Annotated in this window: 13 protein-coding genes; 2 read left to right on the forward strand and 11 right to left on the reverse strand. The window is 47.1% G+C overall.

Annotated elements, in window-relative coordinates:
* On the reverse strand, positions 1-893 hold an 893-nt coding region (locus ACY2VW_RS11885; protein WP_461878213.1), incomplete at its 3' end, for a calcium/sodium antiporter.
* Between the two features lie 623 nt (positions 894-1,516).
* Here ACY2VW_RS11885 and ACY2VW_RS11890 point away from each other — a divergent pair.
* The gene (locus ACY2VW_RS11890) at positions 1,517-2,713 is read left to right on the forward strand and encodes a cation:proton antiporter (protein WP_461878214.1); all 1,197 of its coding nucleotides are present in this window, start codon (positions 1,517-1,519) and stop codon (positions 2,711-2,713) included.
* A gap of 86 nt (positions 2,714-2,799) precedes the next feature.
* On the opposite strand, the gene ACY2VW_RS11895 is transcribed toward ACY2VW_RS11890, so the two are convergent.
* Both ACY2VW_RS11895 and ACY2VW_RS11900 read right to left on the reverse strand, forming a co-directional pair.
* A complete protein-coding gene (locus ACY2VW_RS11895; protein ID WP_461878215.1) occupies positions 2,800-4,788 on the reverse strand; it encodes a right-handed parallel beta-helix repeat-containing protein in 1,989 nt (662 codons plus the stop codon).
* Positions 4,789-4,913: 125 nt separating this feature from the next.
* A complete protein-coding gene (locus ACY2VW_RS11900; protein WP_461878216.1) occupies positions 4,914-6,938 on the reverse strand; it encodes a right-handed parallel beta-helix repeat-containing protein in 2,025 nt (674 codons plus the stop codon).
* A 253-nt stretch (positions 6,939-7,191) separates the two neighbouring features.
* Here ACY2VW_RS11900 and ACY2VW_RS11905 point away from each other — a divergent pair, with 253 nt between their 5' ends.
* Positions 7,192-8,064 (forward strand): helix-turn-helix domain-containing protein, encoded by an 873-nt coding sequence (locus ACY2VW_RS11905; RefSeq protein WP_461878217.1) that lies wholly within the window; start codon positions 7,192-7,194, stop codon positions 8,062-8,064.
* 1 nt (position 8,065) lies between these two features.
* Here the strand turns inward: ACY2VW_RS11905 and ACY2VW_RS11910 are convergent, their stop codons facing one another.
* The 8 genes from ACY2VW_RS11910 to ACY2VW_RS11945 all read right to left on the reverse strand — a co-directional run bounded on the left by ACY2VW_RS11910 (position 8,066) and on the right by ACY2VW_RS11945 (position 19,273).
* Entirely contained in the window at positions 8,066-8,227 is a 162-nt protein-coding gene (locus ACY2VW_RS11910) for a hypothetical protein (RefSeq protein WP_461878218.1), read from the reverse strand.
* A 539-nt stretch (positions 8,228-8,766) separates the two neighbouring features.
* Entirely contained in the window at positions 8,767-10,920 is a 2,154-nt protein-coding gene (locus ACY2VW_RS11915; RefSeq protein ID WP_461878219.1) for a glycoside hydrolase family 3 N-terminal domain-containing protein, read from the reverse strand.
* A 205-nt stretch (positions 10,921-11,125) separates the two neighbouring features.
* Positions 11,126-12,250 carry a Gfo/Idh/MocA family protein gene (locus ACY2VW_RS11920; RefSeq protein WP_461878220.1) on the reverse strand — a complete coding sequence of 375 codons (1,125 nt, stop codon included), beginning with the start codon at positions 12,248-12,250 and terminating at the stop codon, positions 11,126-11,128.
* Positions 12,251-12,433: 183 nt separating this feature from the next.
* Entirely contained in the window at positions 12,434-16,699 is a 4,266-nt protein-coding gene (locus ACY2VW_RS11925; RefSeq protein WP_461874491.1) for an FtsX-like permease family protein, read from the reverse strand.
* 7 nt (positions 16,700-16,706) lie between these two features.
* Positions 16,707-17,411 (reverse strand): ABC transporter ATP-binding protein, encoded by a 705-nt coding sequence (locus tag ACY2VW_RS11930; protein ID WP_373141743.1) that lies wholly within the window; start codon positions 17,409-17,411, stop codon positions 16,707-16,709.
* Between the two features lie 198 nt (positions 17,412-17,609).
* The gene (locus ACY2VW_RS11935; protein WP_461878221.1) at positions 17,610-17,891 is read right to left on the reverse strand and encodes a nitrilase-related carbon-nitrogen hydrolase; all 282 of its coding nucleotides are present in this window, start codon (positions 17,889-17,891) and stop codon (positions 17,610-17,612) included.
* Between the two features lie 13 nt (positions 17,892-17,904).
* Positions 17,905-18,720: a HipA domain-containing protein gene (locus tag ACY2VW_RS11940; protein WP_461878222.1), complete on the reverse strand. Its 816-nt coding sequence runs from the start codon at positions 18,718-18,720 to the stop codon at positions 17,905-17,907.
* A gap of 4 nt (positions 18,721-18,724) precedes the next feature.
* The gene (locus tag ACY2VW_RS11945; protein WP_461878223.1) at positions 18,725-19,273 is read right to left on the reverse strand and encodes a helix-turn-helix domain-containing protein; all 549 of its coding nucleotides are present in this window, start codon (positions 19,271-19,273) and stop codon (positions 18,725-18,727) included.
* Positions 19,274-19,623 lie beyond the last annotated feature (350 nt).

The following is a 19,623-nucleotide window of genomic DNA, read 5'->3' on the forward strand; positions in this document are numbered from 1 at the left end:
CATAAAAGCATAACGACACCACACGTTTTCCGTAATTCCCTGTTCTTGTACGTCCCAATCCATAAAACCAGACCTGCCAGAATTGCAATTCCTGTGTCTACGATAAATTTAGTTTCAAATGGCACCGGACAGATCAGTGCTGCTGTTCCAATTACAAACAAAATGTTAAAAATATTGCTTCCGACAATATTTCCGATTGCAATTCCTGCATTCCCTCTTTTTGCTGCTGTCACAGATGTTACCAGCTCCGGAAGGGATGTTCCGAGAGCAACAATCGTCAGTCCGATAAAACGCTCACTCATTCCAAAGTATCGTGCAATCTCGGTTGCCCCGCTGACGGCAAAATCACTTCCTTTTACAACCAGGACGCCGCCTGCCACCATCAAAAGAAGACATTTCCAGACAGGATAATTTTTCGCTTCCTCCTCTTCCGGATTTTCCCCTTTTTTTGACATTACAAACAAATAGCCAAGATATACAAGAAACAGTACCCATAAGACTATGCCCTCGGCAAACGTTACTTTTCCTCCTGTCATTCCGCATATCATTAAAACTACCGTAACAAACATCATAAACGGTATTTCATAAAACAAGGTAGACCTTTGTATTGCCACATTTGTTATCAATGCCGTAAGTCCCAGAATAATAAAAATATTCAAAATATTGCTTCCAACCACATTTCCTATCGTAATTCCTGCGTTTTGCTGCATCGCTGCGGTAATACTCACAGCAGCCTCCGGCATACTCGTTCCCATTGCAACAATGGTAAGTCCGATAATCAGCTGGGGAATTCCAAACTTTCTTGCTATGCTTGCAGACCCTTCCACAAACCAGTCTGCTCCTTTTACCAGAAAAAGGAAACCCACTATCAAAATTCCTGCCTGTAACATCATACGCATCATCCTCTCTTTCTTTTGCATTCTTTGCAGCAGGTGTTATAGGCATAAAAAAGAGACTCCTACTGCATTTACAGTAAAAGTCTCGCTATTTAATCACTTTCCGAGTTATTGAATATCAATAGCTGTACTGACGAAGAAGTGAACACGGTTGGCTAGCTACTCCCTTTTATTTTTTTCAGTTTATCAAATTTCTTTTTTTTCGTCAACATTTTTTATTTCCCCTTTCGTTTTTTCTTTGCTCACGCTTCCGGAAAATCCTGTAAAATTTTTTGCTACTTTGATGATACTATACCTGCACGCTCTTTTCTACATCGCTTTTTTTACTTTATATCCCATATTTGTAACTATTCAGAGCCCCATCTCAATTCGGCTTACGCTGTTGCTTCTCACCATATGGAATTTCTGAAAAACCGCTCATTCATGCAAGCATGATTCGCACTTTTTCTTCCATTTCGCATGGCTCTGAATAGTTACTGTTTTTCCTCAATTTTTTCATCTGTAGATAGTATTTTTTCTCAACTTTTGCTATACTGAAAATGTATGCGTATCAAACTCCGGCATTGCTCTTTCAAGCTGCCGACACATACATAAAATTCATAAAAGGGGGTATCTTTTTCATGGATACGTATGTCATTTTAAAAGACCTGGCAATCATTATCGTATTCGCAAAATTGTTTGGTATTCTTGCCAGAAAATGCAAGGCTCCGCAGGTTGTGGGTGAGCTGATTGCAGGTATTGTCCTTGGACCCAGTGTGCTGGGACTGGTTCAGCAGTCTGACTTTCTCGCACAGATGGCGGAAATCGGTGTCATTTTGCTGATGTTCTCCGCAGGTCTTGGCACCAGCCTGAAGGATCTGCTCCGCACCGGAGTGAAATCCCTGCTGATCGCCTGTGCCGGTGTTTTTGTTCCTCTGGTTCTTGGAGCCATCTTATACATGAGCTTTTATGGCTTCTCTGCTGTCGGAACGGAAGAATTTTACCACGCTGTTTTTATTGGTGTTATTCTGACTGCAACATCGGTCAGCATCACCGTACAGGCCTTAAAAGAACTCGGCAAGCTGAAAACAGAGGTTGGAACAACCGTCTTAAACGCAGCCATCATCGACGATGTCATTGGTATCATTGTGCTGACCGTTGTCATCGGTTTTAAGGATCCGACATCCAATCCGCTGAAAGTAGCAGCCTCCACCATTCTGTTTTTTGCCCTTGCGATTGTGCTCGGTTTTCTCTGCTTTAAGCTGTTCAACCGCATGAACTCCGTATTTCCTCACACCCGCCGTCTCCCGATTCTGGGTCTTGCGCTCTGCTTCGGACTGTCCTACATTTCCGAAAAATATTTCGGCATCGCCGATATTACCGGCGCATACGTTGCGGGCGTTATCCTGTGTTCCCTCGATTCTTCCGATTATATCGAAGAAAAAATGGATATCAGCTCCTATATGATTTTCGGGCCGATTTTCTTTGCAAGTATCGGACTTAAAACAACACTCAGCGGCATGAACGAGAAATTCGTACTCTTTGCCATCTGTTTCGTTATCGTCGGCCTTGCCGCAAAAATCATCGGCTGTGGCCTGATGTCAAAGGGATGCGGCTTTACCTGGGGCGACAGCCTGAAAATCGGTGTCGGTATGATGACCCGCGGTGAGGTCTGTCTGATCGTCGCGCAAAAGGGTCTGAATGCAGGTTTTTTATCCGGCGATTTCTTCAGTGCCGTAATTCTGCTGATTCTCTTCTCGAGTATTGCAACACCGATTGTACTGAAAATCTTATACGAAAAAATGCCGACAGCAGAAGGTTCTGCGAAGGCATCCTGATTTTCCTTTTACCAAAACAGGGCGCTGTGCCATTTCCTGCACAGCGCCCTGTTTTTTTCGTATCAATCAATAATTTCTGATTTCACCTACCACAGAACCTTCTCGGCCTCAGCTCCGTCTGCAAACGGTCCCGGCATTGCTGCCACGCCGCGGTGCTCGCCAAGATAATCCTGATCGAAAACAATCGTGCTTCCGTCCGGATCTTCGAATCTCTGCTCCGGCTCAAAGGCGTATCCCAGGATATCGCTGTTGATGATTCCTGTCCGGAAATCCTTCAGGAAATCATACACATTCGTCTTGATGGAATAATGGCCGTCTTTTTCCACAAGTTCCACCTTAACCTGGTTCTCGTTATCTACAAGATTCTCTTTTTCATTCACACACGCCTTTGCTCCGTTGAAGTAAGCATTTCCGTTTACCCAAACCGGCAGATGGCATTTATTGTGATACGGCTCCAGCTTACGCATGTCGGCCGGTTTGTCCAATTCAAAATGGCTGATCCACTCGTCGTAGGTCGGATACTCGTCGAACACATGCGTTCCGACCTCCTGGTTATCCTCCATCTTGAAGCCCATGTCCTCAACCGTTGCTGTTTCTTCAACCGGGTAATTCTGGATAAAGATGTTGTTGTAGAATCGGTCATCGCCATGCAGGAATGTCATGAATCCGGCAACCTCGGTACGGTGACGGATGTGATACGGCGTGTAGCGGTCTCCTGTTCCGCCGCCGACTGCCGTCAGTGAACCAAGCATCAGATTGTGTACACAGGCAATACCATCGGTCGCCATACGAACACTGACCGGGGAGAGCATAATGTTGTTATCGATCAGTGTCGGGCCATGGCCAACCTCGATGAAAATATCCTGACTCATCATTGCTCCCTCTGCCTTTGGTGTTCCCGCCGGCGGGCAGTTGTCGTGCAGCAGGTTCTGGGTCAGGCGCGTTCCCTGTGCCTCCCAGTCGCACCAGATACCCATCGTACAATGATGAATGTGGTTTCTTCTCATCACAACATCGATCGCCGCATGCATCTTGATACCGGAAATCTCGGCTCCGCCAAGCTGCTGCATATTGTTGATGTTGTGAATGTGGTTGTCCTCGATAATACTGAACACACCGCCCATCCGTCCGACAATACCGGTCTGCTCACAGTGATGGATGTGGCAGCGGCGGATGATATGGCTTCCGATGTTTTCCTTCGTCCATCCATGATACTGGCCGCGGCAGACAGCATCACGCTCCATCTGGGTCGGGCTCTTTACGTGTTTTCTGGTAAAGTAATGGTCGTTCTCCGGGTCGTAATATTTTCCGAGAGAAATACCGCAGCACTTGCTGTTGCTGACCTCACAATCCTCAATAATCCATCCCTTCGACCAGTGCGGACCGATCATACCGTCCTGATAAGCAGCCGGCGGTGCCCATGTCGTTGCTGCCTTGCTGACATCAAATCCACTGAACGTAATGTAATTTACGCCCGTTTTCGACGGCATAAAGCAGTTCCGGCGCACATTGATTTCTACTTTTTCCTCCGTCGGGTTTTTACCCTGGAAATTTGCGTAGATGACCGTCTGGTTTTTCTCTTTGTCCTGCTCGGTATACCATTTGTAAACCGACCACTCCGGCTCCCAGGATGGCGCATAAACCTCGCCCTTCATACACTCCTCGAGCGTCTCTGACTCGTATAACTGGCGGTCATTCAGATAAACCGCGCCGGTATGGCGTACCACCGGTGCAAAATACCAATCACCGCCGACCATTGTCGTGTATGGGTTATAATTGCCAAACACTCCGTTGTCTACACGGCATACCCACACATTATCTTTGTAATGCTCCCAGTCATTCATCGTTTCCGCACCGGTGATCTTTGCGCCGAGCGGCTTCTCACTCTTATAGACGATTCTTGCATTCTCGGTTCCGCCGTTGACCGGATCAACATATTCATGGTAGATACCAGGTGCAACCAGAACTTCATCTCCTGCCTTTGCAATTTTTGCCGCATCGTTGATGAACTTGAACGGCATCTCTTTTGTTCCGTTTCCATTCTTCGGAGCGGAATTATTGACATAGTAAATCATTTCTCTATACTCCTTTTTGTTATAGTAAAACCCGAAAACACTGCCAAAAAGGCTGTGACGCAATCATTCACTCTCTGCGGCGCTGAATTTTTTACGCTATTTTTTTGCGGGTCTATAGAATTTCTTTATGATAATGCTTCTTCCGCAGCCTCTTTTGATGCAAACGGGCCCGGCAGCGGATGAATGCCCTGACGGTTTCCGAAGTAGTCATATCGGAACACGATCGGCGTTCCATCCGGATTCTCATATTTCTGTTCCGGCTCAAATGCCATGCCGAGCGTCTCCGTTGAAATCACTGCACAGGCATTCTGCGACAGATAATCGTAAACATTGGTCTCCAGTTTCCATTTTCCGTTCTCTTCTTTTACACCGATGGTGATTTCATGCTCGGTATCCACTACAGCGTCCTGTTCCTGCTCCGCCGGCTTCGCCCCATTGAAGTAAACGTTTCCGCCAAGCCATACCGGCAGCTTCTCGTAATACAGATCCGGCGACTTTCCGGAACCCATTCCGCAGTAGCCCTCAAATCTTGCCACGTACTCCTCCAATGTCGGATATCCGCTGTACGGTGCGGTTCCTGCTGTCAGATTTCCGTCATCCCACTCATTATCTCCGGTCAGTTTACGGATTTCTTCCATTCCCGCACGAACCGGCTTCTGGATGAAGATATTATTGTAGAACCGGCAGTCACCGTGAAGAACTGTCATAAATCCGTTGATTTCCGTGCGATGCGGCACATGGTACGGTGTGTAGCGCGGCGACGGCAGCTTGTCGGAGCCATTGTTGACACCTCGGCCGACAGCAGTAAACGATCCCGCGATCAGGTTATGTACTACCGCAACACCCTGTGTTGCCAGCTTCATCGCGCGGTCCGAAAGCAGTACATTATTGTCCACCAGTGTCGGTCCGTGGGAAATTTCAATAAAGATATCCTCGCCGATACCGTCCATACCTTCTGGATTTGCATTTTCCTCGTTCGGCAGCGTATTGTCATGGAACAGGTTCTGCGTAACACGTGTGCCCTGTGCCTGCCAGTCGAGCCAGAGGCCTCTCGTACAGTGATGGAAGTGGTTTCTTCGAATGATCACATCGATTGCCGCATGCATCTTGATGCCGCCGATCTCTGCACCCGCAAGGTTCTGTTTGTTGTTGATATGGTGAATGTGATTGTCCTCAATGATCGAGAATACACCACCTAAATGACCTACAATACCCGTCTGTCCACAGTCATGGATGTTGCACCGGCGGATGGTATGACTTCCGATATTTTCCTTCGTCCATCCCTCCCGCTGCGCCTGGCAGATACAGTCACGCTCCGTCTGTGTACCGTCTTTGAATTTCCATTTGAGCCATTTATTATCATTGTTCGGCTGTCTGTATTTTCCAAGCGAAATACCCGAGCACTTCGAATCTGAAATTTCACAATCCTCAATGATCCATCCCTTTGACCAGTGCGGGCCAACCATACCTTCCTGATATGCCGTCGGCGGAGCCCACTGGGTTGCCGCCTGTTTTACAACAAAGCCGGACAGAGTGATGTAACCAATGCCCTCCTTCGATGGATAAAAGCAATTCTCACGTACATTGATTTCTACGGTTTCTTCGTTCGGATTTTTTCCCTGAAAATTCACATAGAAAACGGTCTCATTTTTTTCTTCGTCCTGCTCCACATACCAGGTGTAAACAGTGAATGCCTGATCCCAGGATTTTTTATAGATCTCCGGCTTTTTCACCTTGTCCAGGCTCGTCACCTCGTACATGGATTTTCCATTCAGATACACTTCTCCGGTGTGCGCCGTGTAGGATGCGATAAACCAGTCGCCGCTGACCAGAGTTGTGTATGGATTGTAATCCCCAAACAATCCGTTTGAAACGCGCGCTGTCCACACATCACCTTCCAAATGCTCCCAGTTATCCACAATTTCCGCACCGGTAATCACAGCTTTTCCCGGTTCCACAGAACGGTACACAATTCTTGCGTCCTCACAACCTGCATTCGCCGGATCCACATATTCCCGGTATACGCCAGGCGCTACAAGCACCTCGTCGCCGGGCTTTGCGATTTTTGCCGCCTCGGAAATCGTCTGAAATGGATATTCCTTCTGCCCGTTTCCGCTTCTCACAGCATTTCTATCTACATAGATCTGCATTTTTTGCTTACCTCCCACTTCTTCACTTTTCATAATTTTTTATTGTTTTTTTGTGAATTTTTGCCAAAACCGCATCACTCTTTTTCCGATTTCTGCCGTTCTTCACAATTTTCATATCTTAACCATAATACAGATCCTCGTAAAACACTACTTATATATTGCCGATCATTGCCCAGATGTTTCGATTTTTTCTATATTTTTTCTTTGTTCTGTTGTATAATACCGTTTATCAGATACGGAGGACTCTTTTGCCATGAAAAACGATTCGACTTCTTTTTTCGAAAACAATCATTTTGCCAACAGTTATGTTTACGATATTTCCATTTCGCATGTCCCCGCCTATTTCGGTCTGCACTGGCATCACTATATTGAAATTGTGCTTGCACAGGATGACGGCATTATCTATGAAGTAAACGGAGAAACCTTTCCACTGAAGCCCGGTGATCTTCTCTTTATCTGGCCAGGCGAGCTGCACGCTGTTTCCACAACCAACAGAGAACATCGCCTGATCATGCTTCAGCTCGATGCAGATTTTCTGGAAAAACGCGTGGATTTCCAGTCTGTTGCTTATCTTTTTTATCAGATTCGTCTTCTGAATCAGAACAACTTCCCGGAAATCGAAAAGCTTCGCGGATTTCTGACAGAGCTGCGCGGGCTCTCCCTCTCCGGTATCAGCTTTTCCGAGCTGCGCGGATGCGTTCTGCTGTATCAGTTTTTTATTCTGCTCGGCGAAAATCTCTCCGTGCCGACCGAAACTGCCGCACCGCAAAAAACAGGCCATTCCGCACAGGTACACCGCCAGATGGTTGCTGCATGTACCTGGATCTCGAGTCACTGCACAGAACCGGTTTCCCTGGAAGAAGCATCAAAGGTCGCCGGATTCTCCCGCTGCCATTTTTCCAAGCTGTTCCGCGCATACACCGGCCTCTCCTTCACGGATTTCGTCACCAGGGAACGGCTCCATATCGCCGAAAGCCTGTTAAAAAAACCGGATCTCACGATCACCGAAGTGTCGCTCGAATCCGGTTTTAACAGTATTTCTACGTTTAACAGAGTCTTTTTGAAATCAAAAAATGTAAGCCCTACCGACTTCCGTCAGATGTACCTGCAATCCTATCAGAAATAGGCTATGAATTCGGCATGGCCTCCGGTCTTTCGCAGGTGGATGGAACCTTCTCAAAAGCACCCGTTTCCGCACTCTTCATAATCTGATCGATCGTATCGAGTACGTGATATGCCATTTTGGCGTTCGCACGGTTCGGTCTGCCCTCGGCAATTGCTTCTGCCATCTCAGATCACCTTCCGGGTGCGTTTATCATATACAAAGCGGATAGTTCTTATCTTTCTGTCCTTGATCATGGAAGAATTGTGGAAAGCCTGCAATATGGAAAAGTCTTTTATGTACTGTTTATGGACTGGAACGATATGAATGTGCATTACAGTGATAAATTTTCAGGTTACGAAGCCAAACTTTAAATAAAGGCTGCGAAGGTTACCATCGTTGGGTATCAGAGAGCTGTAATGATTCCCGTATACGTTTTTCGGAAAATCATCAAAAGCTCTTGCTTTCTTTCATTTTTCCACGTATACCGAATATGTTCAGACAAAAATATCTTTGAATGCGGGCATGTCTGAAAAGTGATCCATAAGACATCCTTTTCCGGCACACTCTACACCGATGAATGATCTCATCTTAATCACACATTACAATAGCTGGGCAGCATCTGCCCAGCTATCTTTCTTATCCTGCTTTATACAATTTACCGGAAATCATCTGCACAAAATCCGCAAAGCATGGTCTCCACACATTCCAGCCGTGTCCTCCCCGCTAAACAGATATAACACTATTTCCCCATTCATGATCACTGCTGTTTCCAATGCTAATGCGAAGCTTCATCTGGCCGCAGACGATTTCCATATTTTCATCGTAATAAGAAAATTCTTCCCGATCTATAGAGAAATCTACCGTTTTCTTTTCTCCCGGTTCCAGGAATACCCTCTGAAAGCGAACAAGCTCTTTTCTCGGACGTACTACAGATGAACATAACGTTTCATAATAACATTGCACTATCTCTGCCCCCGCAACCTTACCTGTATTACTTACCTTACAATGTACATGAACTCTTTTATCCGGTCCTGCCTGTACCTCAATATCCGAAATATTAAATTCTGTATAAGACAGTCCAAAGCCAAACGGATATAACGGAGTATTGGGAATGTCCATATATCTGCTGCTGAAACGGTTCTCCGGATGATCGGCATCATAAATATGTCCTGTTTTTATATCCCAGTAGCTCACCGGCACCTGTCCCACACACCATGGGATACTTACAGCCAGTTTTCCGGAAGGATTGGTTCTTCCGTATACAATGTCTACCACTGCTTCCGCTCCCATAGTTCCGGGTCTCCATGCCATAATAACAGCCCTGGATTTTTCGGATATTCTTCGCAGATCCAGCGGTCTTCCTGTGATTACCACAGTTACAATATTTCTGGTGCGCTTTGCTATTCTCTCAAAAAACAACTGCTGTTCTTCCGGCAGGGTCAGAAACGCTCTGCTGGCCGCCTCTCCCGACTGAGACTCATGTTCCCCCAACACACATACAACAGTATCATCCCCGGTTATCGTTTCCAGCCACCGTTCATTCCCTGGCTCATCGAACCGCTCCGGTTCCACCTGCCATATCTTACACTCTTCATCCGAAAGCATTCTGCAGCCCGGAATACATTCCGCCTTTATCTGCTTCTTTTGAAGAATATCCTCTATGGTTTCAACTGCCTCGTGTTCACCAAAAATTGACCAGCGACTCAAAAATTCTTTTGATGTCACATAAGGTCCGGCCCAGATCACCCTCTGTTTCTGGCACAGAGGCAATATTTTTTCATTTTTTAAAAGGACGCAGCTTTCGCTGGTCAGTTCATATGCTTTTGCCCGATGATACGGAGTAAGTTTTTCACTCTTTCCAAGTCCTGCAAACGGATTTTCAAAAAGACCCAGCTGGTTTTTCATCATCAGAACCCGGAATGCACTCTCATCAATAAGCGATTCCGGAATCTTCCCGTTTTCCACCAGCTTTTCCAGCCAAAACATATAAGCAGGACTCATCATATCAATATCCACACCGGCTTCTGCAGCCTGAACCGCAGCTTCTTCCATATCAGCTGCCACTCCCTGTTCCACCAGCTGCCCGATCGATCCCCAGTCTGAAATAACAGTTCCATCAAAACCTTCTTTATCCCGTAAAAGCTCCCTGAGGAGTTTTTTATTTCCACTGATCGGTTTTCTATCTATTGCATGAAATGCAGTCATAACCATAGCAGGCTTTGCCTTTAATGCCATACAAAAAGGCTTTACGTACTGCTCCAGAAATGTCCGTTGGGATATTTCAACATCATTGTATTCCCGCCCTGCATTCACTGCTCCGTAACCTGCAAAATGCTTCAGGCACGCTGCTACTCCCTGATCGCTTTTCTGCTGATAGCCATCTACCATTGCTTTTCCCATAATTCCGTTCATATACGGGTCTTCTCCAAAAGACTCCATCATTCTTCCCCAACGCGGATCTCTTGAAACATCAATCATAGGAGAAAATGTTGCTTTAAGCCCTTCAGAAGAGGCTTCCAAGGCAGCTATCGACGCAGCCTCGGAAACCAGCTCCGGATGAAAGGAACAGGCCTGTCCCAACGGAATCGGAAAAATTGTCCGGCATCCATGGATCACATCCGCCATAAAGATAAGAGGAATATGATGTGGGTGTTGTTCCATATATTTGCTCTGAATGTCATATATTTTTTCTTTGCCAATCACCCCCAGCACAGAACCCGCATACCGGATTATCCATTCCGGCGGTAATTGTTCTCCGACAACACCGGTCAGTACCGCATCCTTATCAAAATATGCACCGGTCAGCTGCACCATTTGTCCTATTTTTTCCTGTAAAGACATTTCCGACAGCAATTGCTGTAATTTATATATTTCCATAAATACTCCTTATTTTACTTGCTCCCACTCAACATTCGTTGCTGACTTCTCTCATACCTTAAGAATACATGCTTTTTTTGAAAGTCAACTAATTTATAAAGCACAAATTTTTCTGAGGCCTTTCGATTTTTTCAAATTTCTTTCCTTTCCGCGCATCGGGCAGAGCTCGTTTTGTTCTGCTCTGCCCGATGTTTTCTTCCTGCTTCTACTGCTCTTTTTCCGGTACCGGCAGTGCCTCCGGTCTTTCGCAGGTGGATGGAACCTTCTCAAAGGCACCCGTTTCCGCACTCTTCATAATCTGATCGATCGTGTCGAGCACGTGATATGCCATTTTGGCACTCGCGCGGTTCGTTCTGCCCTCGGCAATTGCTTCTGCCATCTCAGACGGACCAAGACCACGGCTGTTTTCGCTGTAATCAAAGCCATAATGTAAAACTTCCGGAACAGCCTGCTGTGTCCAGTCTTTTACACCCGGAATATAGACAACATCACCGCCGAAATTATTCGGATCAACAAGCTTTAAGATACCTTTTTTGCCGTAAATAGTGAATATTGCCTGATCATTGATGACGCTGTCGCCATTGACGCAGAATGTACCGGTCACACCATTCTCCATTTCCAGAATGGTAAAGACCTGGCTTTCGTTTGTATAGTCAAATTCCTGTCCGTATTCCGGGCTGCCCGGAATGATGTTCACACGCTTCGCCGCAAGGTTTCGCACGGATGATACAACGCGATCCACCGGACCAAAAAGACTCACAATTGCCGTCAGATAATAAACACCGAAATCATAGCAGATTCCGCCGCCCGGCATCCGAAGAAAGCCAAACATGCTCGCCAGCAAATCAAGATCGCGGTTTGCGCATGCTTCGAAAGATGTCACCTCGCCGATCAGCCCGTCGTCAATCGCTTTTCTCGCGGTCTGCAGTGCCGATCCAAGGAAGGTGTCCGGTGCGGAACCGAGATAGAGATGTTTTTCCTCTGCCAGCTCGATCAGTTTCGCTGCCGTCTCCGGTGCAAGGGTCATTGTTTTTTCGGTGTAAACGTGTTTTCCGGCTTCCAGTGCCTGACGGATCAGCCCCTCGTGGATCGGTGCCGGTGTCAGAATGACTACCATTTCAATCGACGGATCTGCCAGAATTTCCTCGTAGGTACAGCCCTTGATGCCATACTGCTCTGCTTTCTTTTTCGCATGTTCAAGATGGCCTGCGCAGCATGCTGCTACCTCAAGATTCTCAAAGTTATGAATCATGTTCGTCAGATAAATATCACTGATCGCTCCGCAGCCGACAACGCCGACTCTCATTTTTTTCGTTTCTGTTGTTCCCATTTGCAAAAATCCCCTTTACTCTTTGTTTTTCGATTCTGTTCTGATAAAAACCCTTATCTTTTTTATACAACGAAATGTCTGAAAAAACAAGCATTCCGGCTCATATTTCACTTTCAAAATGAAAAAACCGCCCACGGTTTCTGCAGATTCTCTGCATCACCGCGGACGGCCTTTTTCTGTTGTTTACTCCACGCTTTTCAGCGATTCAATCATATCAATTTTTCTTAACCGGTAGAACATCATAAAGTTGACGAACAGGGCAAACGCCAGGGTAATCAGGGCGCTCCAGCCGTAGCTCCGCGGAAACACGTTTCGTCCGAACATCATCAGATCGACCTCGACGGTCTGAATTACGTAATGATGTAAAAACGTTCCAATTCCCATGCCCGCGATAATGCCGAACAGTGTCAGCACCATGTTTTCCCGGTACACGTACGATGCCACCTCGCCGTCGAAGAAGCCGAGCACTTTCAGCGTTGCCAGCTCTCTCTGCCGTTCGGTGATGTTGATGTTGTTCAGGTTGTACAGCACCACAAACGCCAGCAGGCCCGCCGATACGATCAGCACCACGATAACGATGTCGAGGGAACGAAGCATGTTGTCAATCTGATCAATCAGGTCGGATGTGAACGAGATTGCCGCTACACCGTCGTACGTCATGATTCTTTCTCCGAGTGCTGTCTCATAATTGCTCGACATGTCCTGATATTTCATCAGAAGCTGGTTGTAATCCGGCGCTCCGCCGAACAGCTCCTCGTAGAGATCCGGGGCCAGATACAGGTAATGGCGCACGTAGTTTTCGACGATGATCGAAATCTTTACGTCCACAATATCGTCGCCTTTTTTCAGCTGAACCGTGTCGCCCGCTTTTACGCCGAGCATCGTTGCTGTCTTTTCGCTGATGGCTGCGCCGCCGTCGGTCGGGAATTCGTAAACTTCTCCGCTTTTCCGGTCACGGAAGGCATAGAAGTCATTGAAATTCGTCAGTTCTTTCGGCACTTCAAGCACTGCATCCACGGTCTTTTTGTCGGTCTGCAGTTCGATGTTCTGGCAGTACATTTCCAGCAGTTCATCGATGCCGCTGTAGTTTTCCAGATCAGTCTGCAATGCTTCTTTTTCGGATTCATCCACATCTGAATTCAGCACAGCATTCGCCTGATAGGTGAAGAGGCTGACGAACTGGTTTTTTGCAATTGCGGTGATGGAATCCTGAAGGCCGAAACCGACGAGGATCAGACCCATGCATCCGCCGATTCCGATGACCGTCATGAAGAAGCGTTTTTTATACCGCACCAGATTCCGCACGGTTGATTTCTGCGTAAAGTTCAGATGCTTCCAGAGTACGCCGATGCGTTCCAGGAAAATCCGTTTTCCGTTTTTCGGCGCTTCCGGCCGCATCAGCTCTGCCGGACCTGCGGCAAGTTCTTTGTAGCATGCCGCGATCGTCGCCACGCCGGTGCAGGCTGCACTCGCCAGAATCGCAAGGCCTCCCTGCTCCCAGTTCAGCGGGGTCATGTAATACGGGAGTCCGGTATACAGCATGCCGTAGGCATTCATGATAACCCAGGGCAGGATTTTTTCTCCAACCACCACGCCCGCGAGAGCGCCGGATACGGTGGAGAGCATCGCGTATGCGAAATATTTGAAGGCGATGACGCCGTCGGAATAGCCGAGGGCTTTTAACGTTCCGATCTGCTGACGCTGTTCCTCGATCATTCGTGTCATCGTCGTCAGGCTGACGAGAGCAGCCACGAGGAAGAAGATAACCGGGAAGAATTTTCCGATATTCGAGATACGGCTGGCATCCTGTCCAAAGCTTTCGGTTGACGTTACCTTATCCCGTCCCCAGACATACCACGTTGGTTTTTTCAGGTCGGCGAGTGTTTTTTCGCCGTCGGTAATCTCCTGCTTCGCATCCGCGATCTCCGGCTCGGCGTCGGCTTTTGCTTTTTCGTATTCGGCTCTGCCGTCCTCAAGTTCTTTTTCTTTATCGGCAATTTCCTGTTTCGCATCCGCAAGGGAAATTTTTCCGTCGGCGATTTCCTGTTTCGCGCCGGCAAGCTGGGTTTCTCCGTCGGCAATCGTCTGCTTCGCTTCGGCGAGCTGACTTTCACCATCGGCGATCGTCTGCTTTGCTTCTGCTAACTGGGTTTCTCCGTCGGCGATCGACTGTTTCGCTTCGGCGAGCTGACTTTCTCCATTGGCAATGGTCTGCTTTGCAGCGGCAAGCTGGGCCTCACCCGACTGAATCGTCTGTCGGTACGATGCAATCTGCTGTTCCCCATCAGCAAGCTGGGCTCTGGCAGCCGCAAGCTTGGTTTCTCCGTCTTTTAATTTACTGCGGTTCGTTTCAATCTGAGCTTCTCCGTCGGCAATCGCTGCTTTGGCGGATGCAAGCCGGGCTTCGCCATCCTCAATCTGTTTCTGATAAGCTTCTGCCTGTGCTTCTCCATCCTGAAGCTGGGCAAGAGCCTCTGTAATCTGAGCTTCGCCGCTTTCCAGTTCTTCTTTTGCAGAAGCAATCTGTGCCTCGCCTGCGGCGCATTCCTGCTCTTTTTCTGTTAATTGTGCATCTGCAGCCGCAAGCTGACTTTCTGCGTCGGTAATCTGAGCTTCTGCAGCCGCAAGCCGGGCTTCCGCATCAGCGCTTGCTGCTTCAAACGCTGCGATGTTTTGTTCCAGAAATGTTTTCTGCTCCTGCATCGTGGAAAGCTGCTGTGCTAACTCTGTCTGCTTTGCTTCCAGCGCAGTTTTCTGTTCCAACAGGGATGCATACGCTTCATCTTCTTCTGTCAGTCCGTCAAGCTGAGCCGTAATCGCCTCGATCTGCCCTGCCACTTCTGTCTGCGCAGCTTTCACGTCTGAAAGCTGGCCGCCAAGCTGGGCTAACTGATCTTTTGCTGTTTCGTACTGGCTTTTCTGCTCTTCGTATGCTGCTTTCTGCGCTTCATACTGTGCACGTCCTGCAGCAGTTTCTGCTTTCTTGTTGTCCAGTTCCTCGCGCGCGGCGGAAAGCTGCTCCTTTGCAGTATTCAATTCCGTTTCTTTTTCGGAAAGCTGCTCTTTTGCAATATTCAGCTCCGTCTGCTTCCGAGTCAGTTCGGTTTTTGCCGCCGAAAGCTGCGTCATTTTTTCCTCTAACTCTTTTTTGCCGGATGCCAGTTCTGTTTCTTTCTCTGCAAGCTGTGCTTTTCCGTCGGAAAGTTCTTTCGCTTTTGCCTCAAGTGTGGTTTTTCCACTTGCAAGTTCATCGGCTTTCTGATTCAGCTCCGCTTTTCCGCTTTCCAGCTCTGCCGCCTTTGCTTCCAGCGTCGCTTTTCCGCTCGCAAGTTCCGCCTCTTTGTCTTTCAGCGTTGCCTTACCGGATGCCAGTTCCTGCTCTTTATCGGCGATGGTTGCTTTCGCACTGAGAAGTTCCTGCTCTTTGTCTGCAATGGTCTGTTTTCCGTCAAGGAGTTCCTGTTCTTTCTCAGCAATCGTCTGCTTTCCGTCAAGGAGCTCCTGTTCTTTGTCTTTTAATGTCTGCTCGCCGTCGAGAAGTTCCTGCTCTTTGTCCGCAATCGTCACTTTCGCGTCGGCAAGCTGCTGTGTGCCGTCATTCAGTTCTGTTTTTGCGTCCGCTAATTTCTGCTCTGCATCAGCGACCTGCTGTTTTGCATCGTCGATCTTTTCCTGTCCTTCGGTTTTGACTGCCGTATACCGCCGGTCGCACGCCGCATCCTCGAGCGCTTCAATCTTCGTCTGTACAGCCTTCACCGTCTCATCATACGCATCGCTGTAGCTCGCCTCTTCCTGTGCGCCGTCCGCCTGGACGTAAATCTCTGTATAGAGATCCGAGGTAAATGTCTCCGGAAGCAGCAGTGCAAAACTGTTGATGCTTCCGTTTCCAACCGAGCCCGTTCCGCGGTTCAGATCCATATAGTAAGGGAGCGTCGCCGAACCAACAATCGTAAACGTGTCACCGGTCAGCGAATCCGAAAGCGGATCCTCCGTTCCCGAAGTGAACGTTACCTGATCTCCGATCTCACAGCCGGAACTTTTCAGAAACTGCGTATCAACAAGAATTTCATCCTCTTTCTCCGGCATCCGTCCCTCGACCACGCGCGGCTCATTCACACCGTCCGTCAGCGCAATCAGTTTCACAACCTGCTCGCTCTCGCCGATGTCATGCAGCACTTCCACCGTCTTTCCGCCGTAAACCGCTTTCACGCCATCCGTCTTCGCGATATCCGCCAGATCATCGTCCGTCAGCCCCTGCGTTCCAAGGACTTTCAAATCCATATAATTTACTTCATCATAATACCGGTCCGCCGAAACCTTCATATCTCCTTCCGCCGACCGGATGCCCGAGAAAAACGCCGCGCCAAGAAGCACGATGAAAAAGACTGACAGAAACCGCCCCTTGTTCTTTGTGATTTCCCGGATAAAGTCTTTTCGAAATGCTCTCATCGTCCACCTACCATTCTATCTCTTCCACCGGCGTCGGGTTCTCATTCGTTTTCATGCCCGCCACTTTTCCGTTTCGGATTTTGATCACGCGGTCCGCCATCGGTGTCAGCGCCGAGTTGTGGGTGATGACAATGACCGTCATCCCCTTCTCCCGGCAGGTATCCTGCAGCAGCTTTAAGATCGCTTTACCCGTCACATAATCGAGCGCACCGGTCGGCTCATCGCAGAGCAGCAGTTTCGGATTTTTCGCCAGCGCACGCGCAATCGCCACACGCTGCTGCTCGCCGCCCGAAAGCTGCGCCGGGAAGTTATTCATTCTCTCTTCCAGCCCAACCTCCGCAAGCACCTCCGACGCATCCAGCGGATGCTTACAAATCTGCATCGCCAGCTCCACATTCTCGAGCGCCGTCAGGTTCTGCATCAGATTATAAAACTGAAAAACAAACCCAATATCCTCCCGCCGGTACTGGATCAGCTTCTTGCCTCGGTACTTACTGATCTCCGCGCCGTCCACCAGCACCTTTCCCGAAGTTGCCGTGTCCATTCCGCCGAGGATATTCAGCACCGTCGTCTTACCCGCACCGCTCGGTCCGACAACAATCACAAACTCACCCTTTTCCACATCAAAGCTGATCCCATCCGCAGCCTTGATCGTAACCTCACCCATTTGATAGGTCTTGGTTACATCCTGAAGACTCACATATCCCGCCATGCCGCCGTGTTCCTCCTATGTAAAAAATCGATATTTTCTATTTCTTTTATTGTATCAATCTACAGCCGCGGCGGCTAGTCCTAAGTGGACGAATTTACTGTTTTTTTAGAAATGCGTTACGCAGCCTGTTTCTTCTAAAAAAAAAAGAGACATTGATATGCTCTGATCAACATCTCTTCTTAAAGGGGCAGTAACAAACTATCGTAATACATTCGATCTTGAATAAATATTCGGCACCGAAAAAATCGAACTCTCCCTGCTCACTTCCTGAAATTTCTGTACCTCTTCCGAATCAATTGTAAGACGATATCGAACCGCATCTTTCCCTTCATACTGCGGAAAAAATTCCGTCAACTGAACTTCCGGAAACAGAACCAGATCCGCATGATGATCCGCCGCTTCTCTTATCATTTCTATACTCTTCTCCAGATTCTCCCGCATATCTCCCGAATTTCTCATCTGTGCCAACGCAATACGCATCTTCTTGTTCCTTCTACACCTTTGAAAACAAATACGCATATTTTCGCATTTGTGCAAATAAAATTGTTTCCACTCGTTTTCGTATTTCTTCTGAATACTCCTCCGCATTTACGAGCAGTTCGATCACATCTTTTTTCGTAAAATGAAACTTCAGATTCCCTTTATATAATGCTTCCGAAAGATCCAATTGCTCATCAAATTCACTGCATATCGTTTTTGCCTGAACCTGATCCATCAGTGCATACGTATCTCCTGATAAAGGATAATCCATCGTTGTATCTGACAGCATTCCTGCCCCATGATCAAAAATCGGGCAGTATGCATACTCACCTCTTCCATTCATCAGAACTGCTATGTTATGCGTATGACGGTCTTCATTTAAGAAAATTGCATCTATCGTCAGCATCTTGTTCATATAGACGCCAAAATTCTGAAGTCCTGTCATACGTTCCACCTGCTGTACCAGAAAACGTAAGCGTTCTTCATGCTCGGGAATTCTATACAGGGATTGATACAGACTTTCTCCGAAAAAATTTTTAAACAGCCGCTCTAAAGTGATAATCTGCCAGTCTTCCTTCAGAAAGTTTTTACTCTTTACTCCGTTATAAATCACAGTTCCATATTTTATTTTTTCCAGATCGTAACATACAAATTCGTCTTCCGCCAGCGTTGATTTTTTCAGAAGATGCGAGATCATATACTCTGCCAATCCCTCATATCCTGTATAATCCGCTTTGTACCAGATTCCGTTATTCTCCCATTTTAACTGGTTTCCTTTTGACGACTGACGCTCATTCGTCCTGATATTCTGTTCAAATAATTCTATCATCCATCTACCTCTCTATCCGTAGCCAGAAATCATCTTCCGCCATCCGTCCTTCCGTTTTTTCTATAATCATAATCGGATCGTAAAACGGCAGTCCCAGATCTTTCAACACCAGTTTCATTTTATCTCTGCTTTTCGGAAAGCACCGCGACTCCAGAAATTCCAGATACTGTTCATAATCTGGTTCTTCCACAACTCCGAACGCACGAAACATAATTTTGTCTGTATAATTTTTTATTTTTACTTTCCGTTCCTGCTCATTCACGTCGATCAAGGTACATACATCCTGCCCATACATATACCAGATTCTGAGCGGCCATATTTTTTTCGGAACTTTAACTTCCTGTTCGTATTCCGGATATTTCTGCAGCATTTTCAGAAGAAGAACAATCGGTCCGCGAATTACTTCCTCGCTTCTTTCCCAACGCTCTACCGTTGGCTTGGAACAATTGATCAATTCTGCAAACTCCTTTTGCGTCAAATGCAGTTTCTTCCGAAGTTCCTTGATTTCTCCTGCCGTTGTATATTCTGGCGTTATAAATAATTTTTCTTTCATAAACCTCACCTTCCAGTTTTATGATTCCCGGCTTTTACTTTATTGAATCATAAAAATATGTGTTTGTAAATGAAAAACCATTATTTTAATTGTTTTTTTACCATGAAAACCATCATTTTAATTGTTTTATTCTCAATTTCCTCATCTCAGGCTGCTCTTCCAATTTGTCGCATCTTTTTCCGTAGAAACTCACACAAATTTGACAATTTGTGATACACTAACCTATAGCACTCCAAAAAAATACTGCACACTCTTGACAACAGGTCTATGATAGAGTCAAGAGGTGATTATTATGTTACATGATGAAACACGAAAACTACTTATTGAAGCTTGGAATAAAACGCACAATG

The organism is Fusicatenibacter sp. (genome assembly GCF_977045365.1).

Bases quoted from the DNA above. Each gene is read 5' to 3' on its own strand.
- ACY2VW_RS11890 (WP_461878214.1), top strand. From the start codon at position 1,517: ATGGATACGTATGTCATTTTAAAAGACCTGGCAATCATTATCGTATTC.
- ACY2VW_RS11895 (WP_461878215.1), bottom strand. From the start codon at position 4,788: ATGATTTACTATGTCAATAATTCCGCTCCGAAGAATGGAAACGGAACA.
- ACY2VW_RS11900 (WP_461878216.1), bottom strand. From the start codon at position 6,938: ATGCAGATCTATGTAGATAGAAATGCTGTGAGAAGCGGAAACGGGCAG.
- ACY2VW_RS11905 (WP_461878217.1), top strand. From the start codon at position 7,192: ATGAAAAACGATTCGACTTCTTTTTTCGAAAACAATCATTTTGCCAAC.
- ACY2VW_RS11910 (WP_461878218.1), bottom strand. From the start codon at position 8,227: ATGGCAGAAGCAATTGCCGAGGGCAGACCGAACCGTGCGAACGCCAAA.
- ACY2VW_RS11915 (WP_461878219.1), bottom strand. From the start codon at position 10,920: ATGGAAATATATAAATTACAGCAATTGCTGTCGGAAATGTCTTTACAG.
- ACY2VW_RS11920 (WP_461878220.1), bottom strand. From the start codon at position 12,250: ATGGGAACAACAGAAACGAAAAAAATGAGAGTCGGCGTTGTCGGCTGC.
- ACY2VW_RS11925 (WP_461874491.1), bottom strand. From the start codon at position 16,699: ATGAGAGCATTTCGAAAAGACTTTATCCGGGAAATCACAAAGAACAAG.
- ACY2VW_RS11930 (WP_373141743.1), bottom strand. From the start codon at position 17,411: ATGGCGGGATATGTGAGTCTTCAGGATGTAACCAAGACCTATCAAATG.
- ACY2VW_RS11935 (WP_461878221.1), bottom strand. From the start codon at position 17,891: ATGCGTATTGCGTTGGCACAGATGAGAAATTCGGGAGATATGCGGGAG.
- ACY2VW_RS11940 (WP_461878222.1), bottom strand. From the start codon at position 18,720: ATGATAGAATTATTTGAACAGAATATCAGGACGAATGAGCGTCAGTCG.
- ACY2VW_RS11945 (WP_461878223.1), bottom strand. From the start codon at position 19,273: ATGAAAGAAAAATTATTTATAACGCCAGAATATACAACGGCAGGAGAA.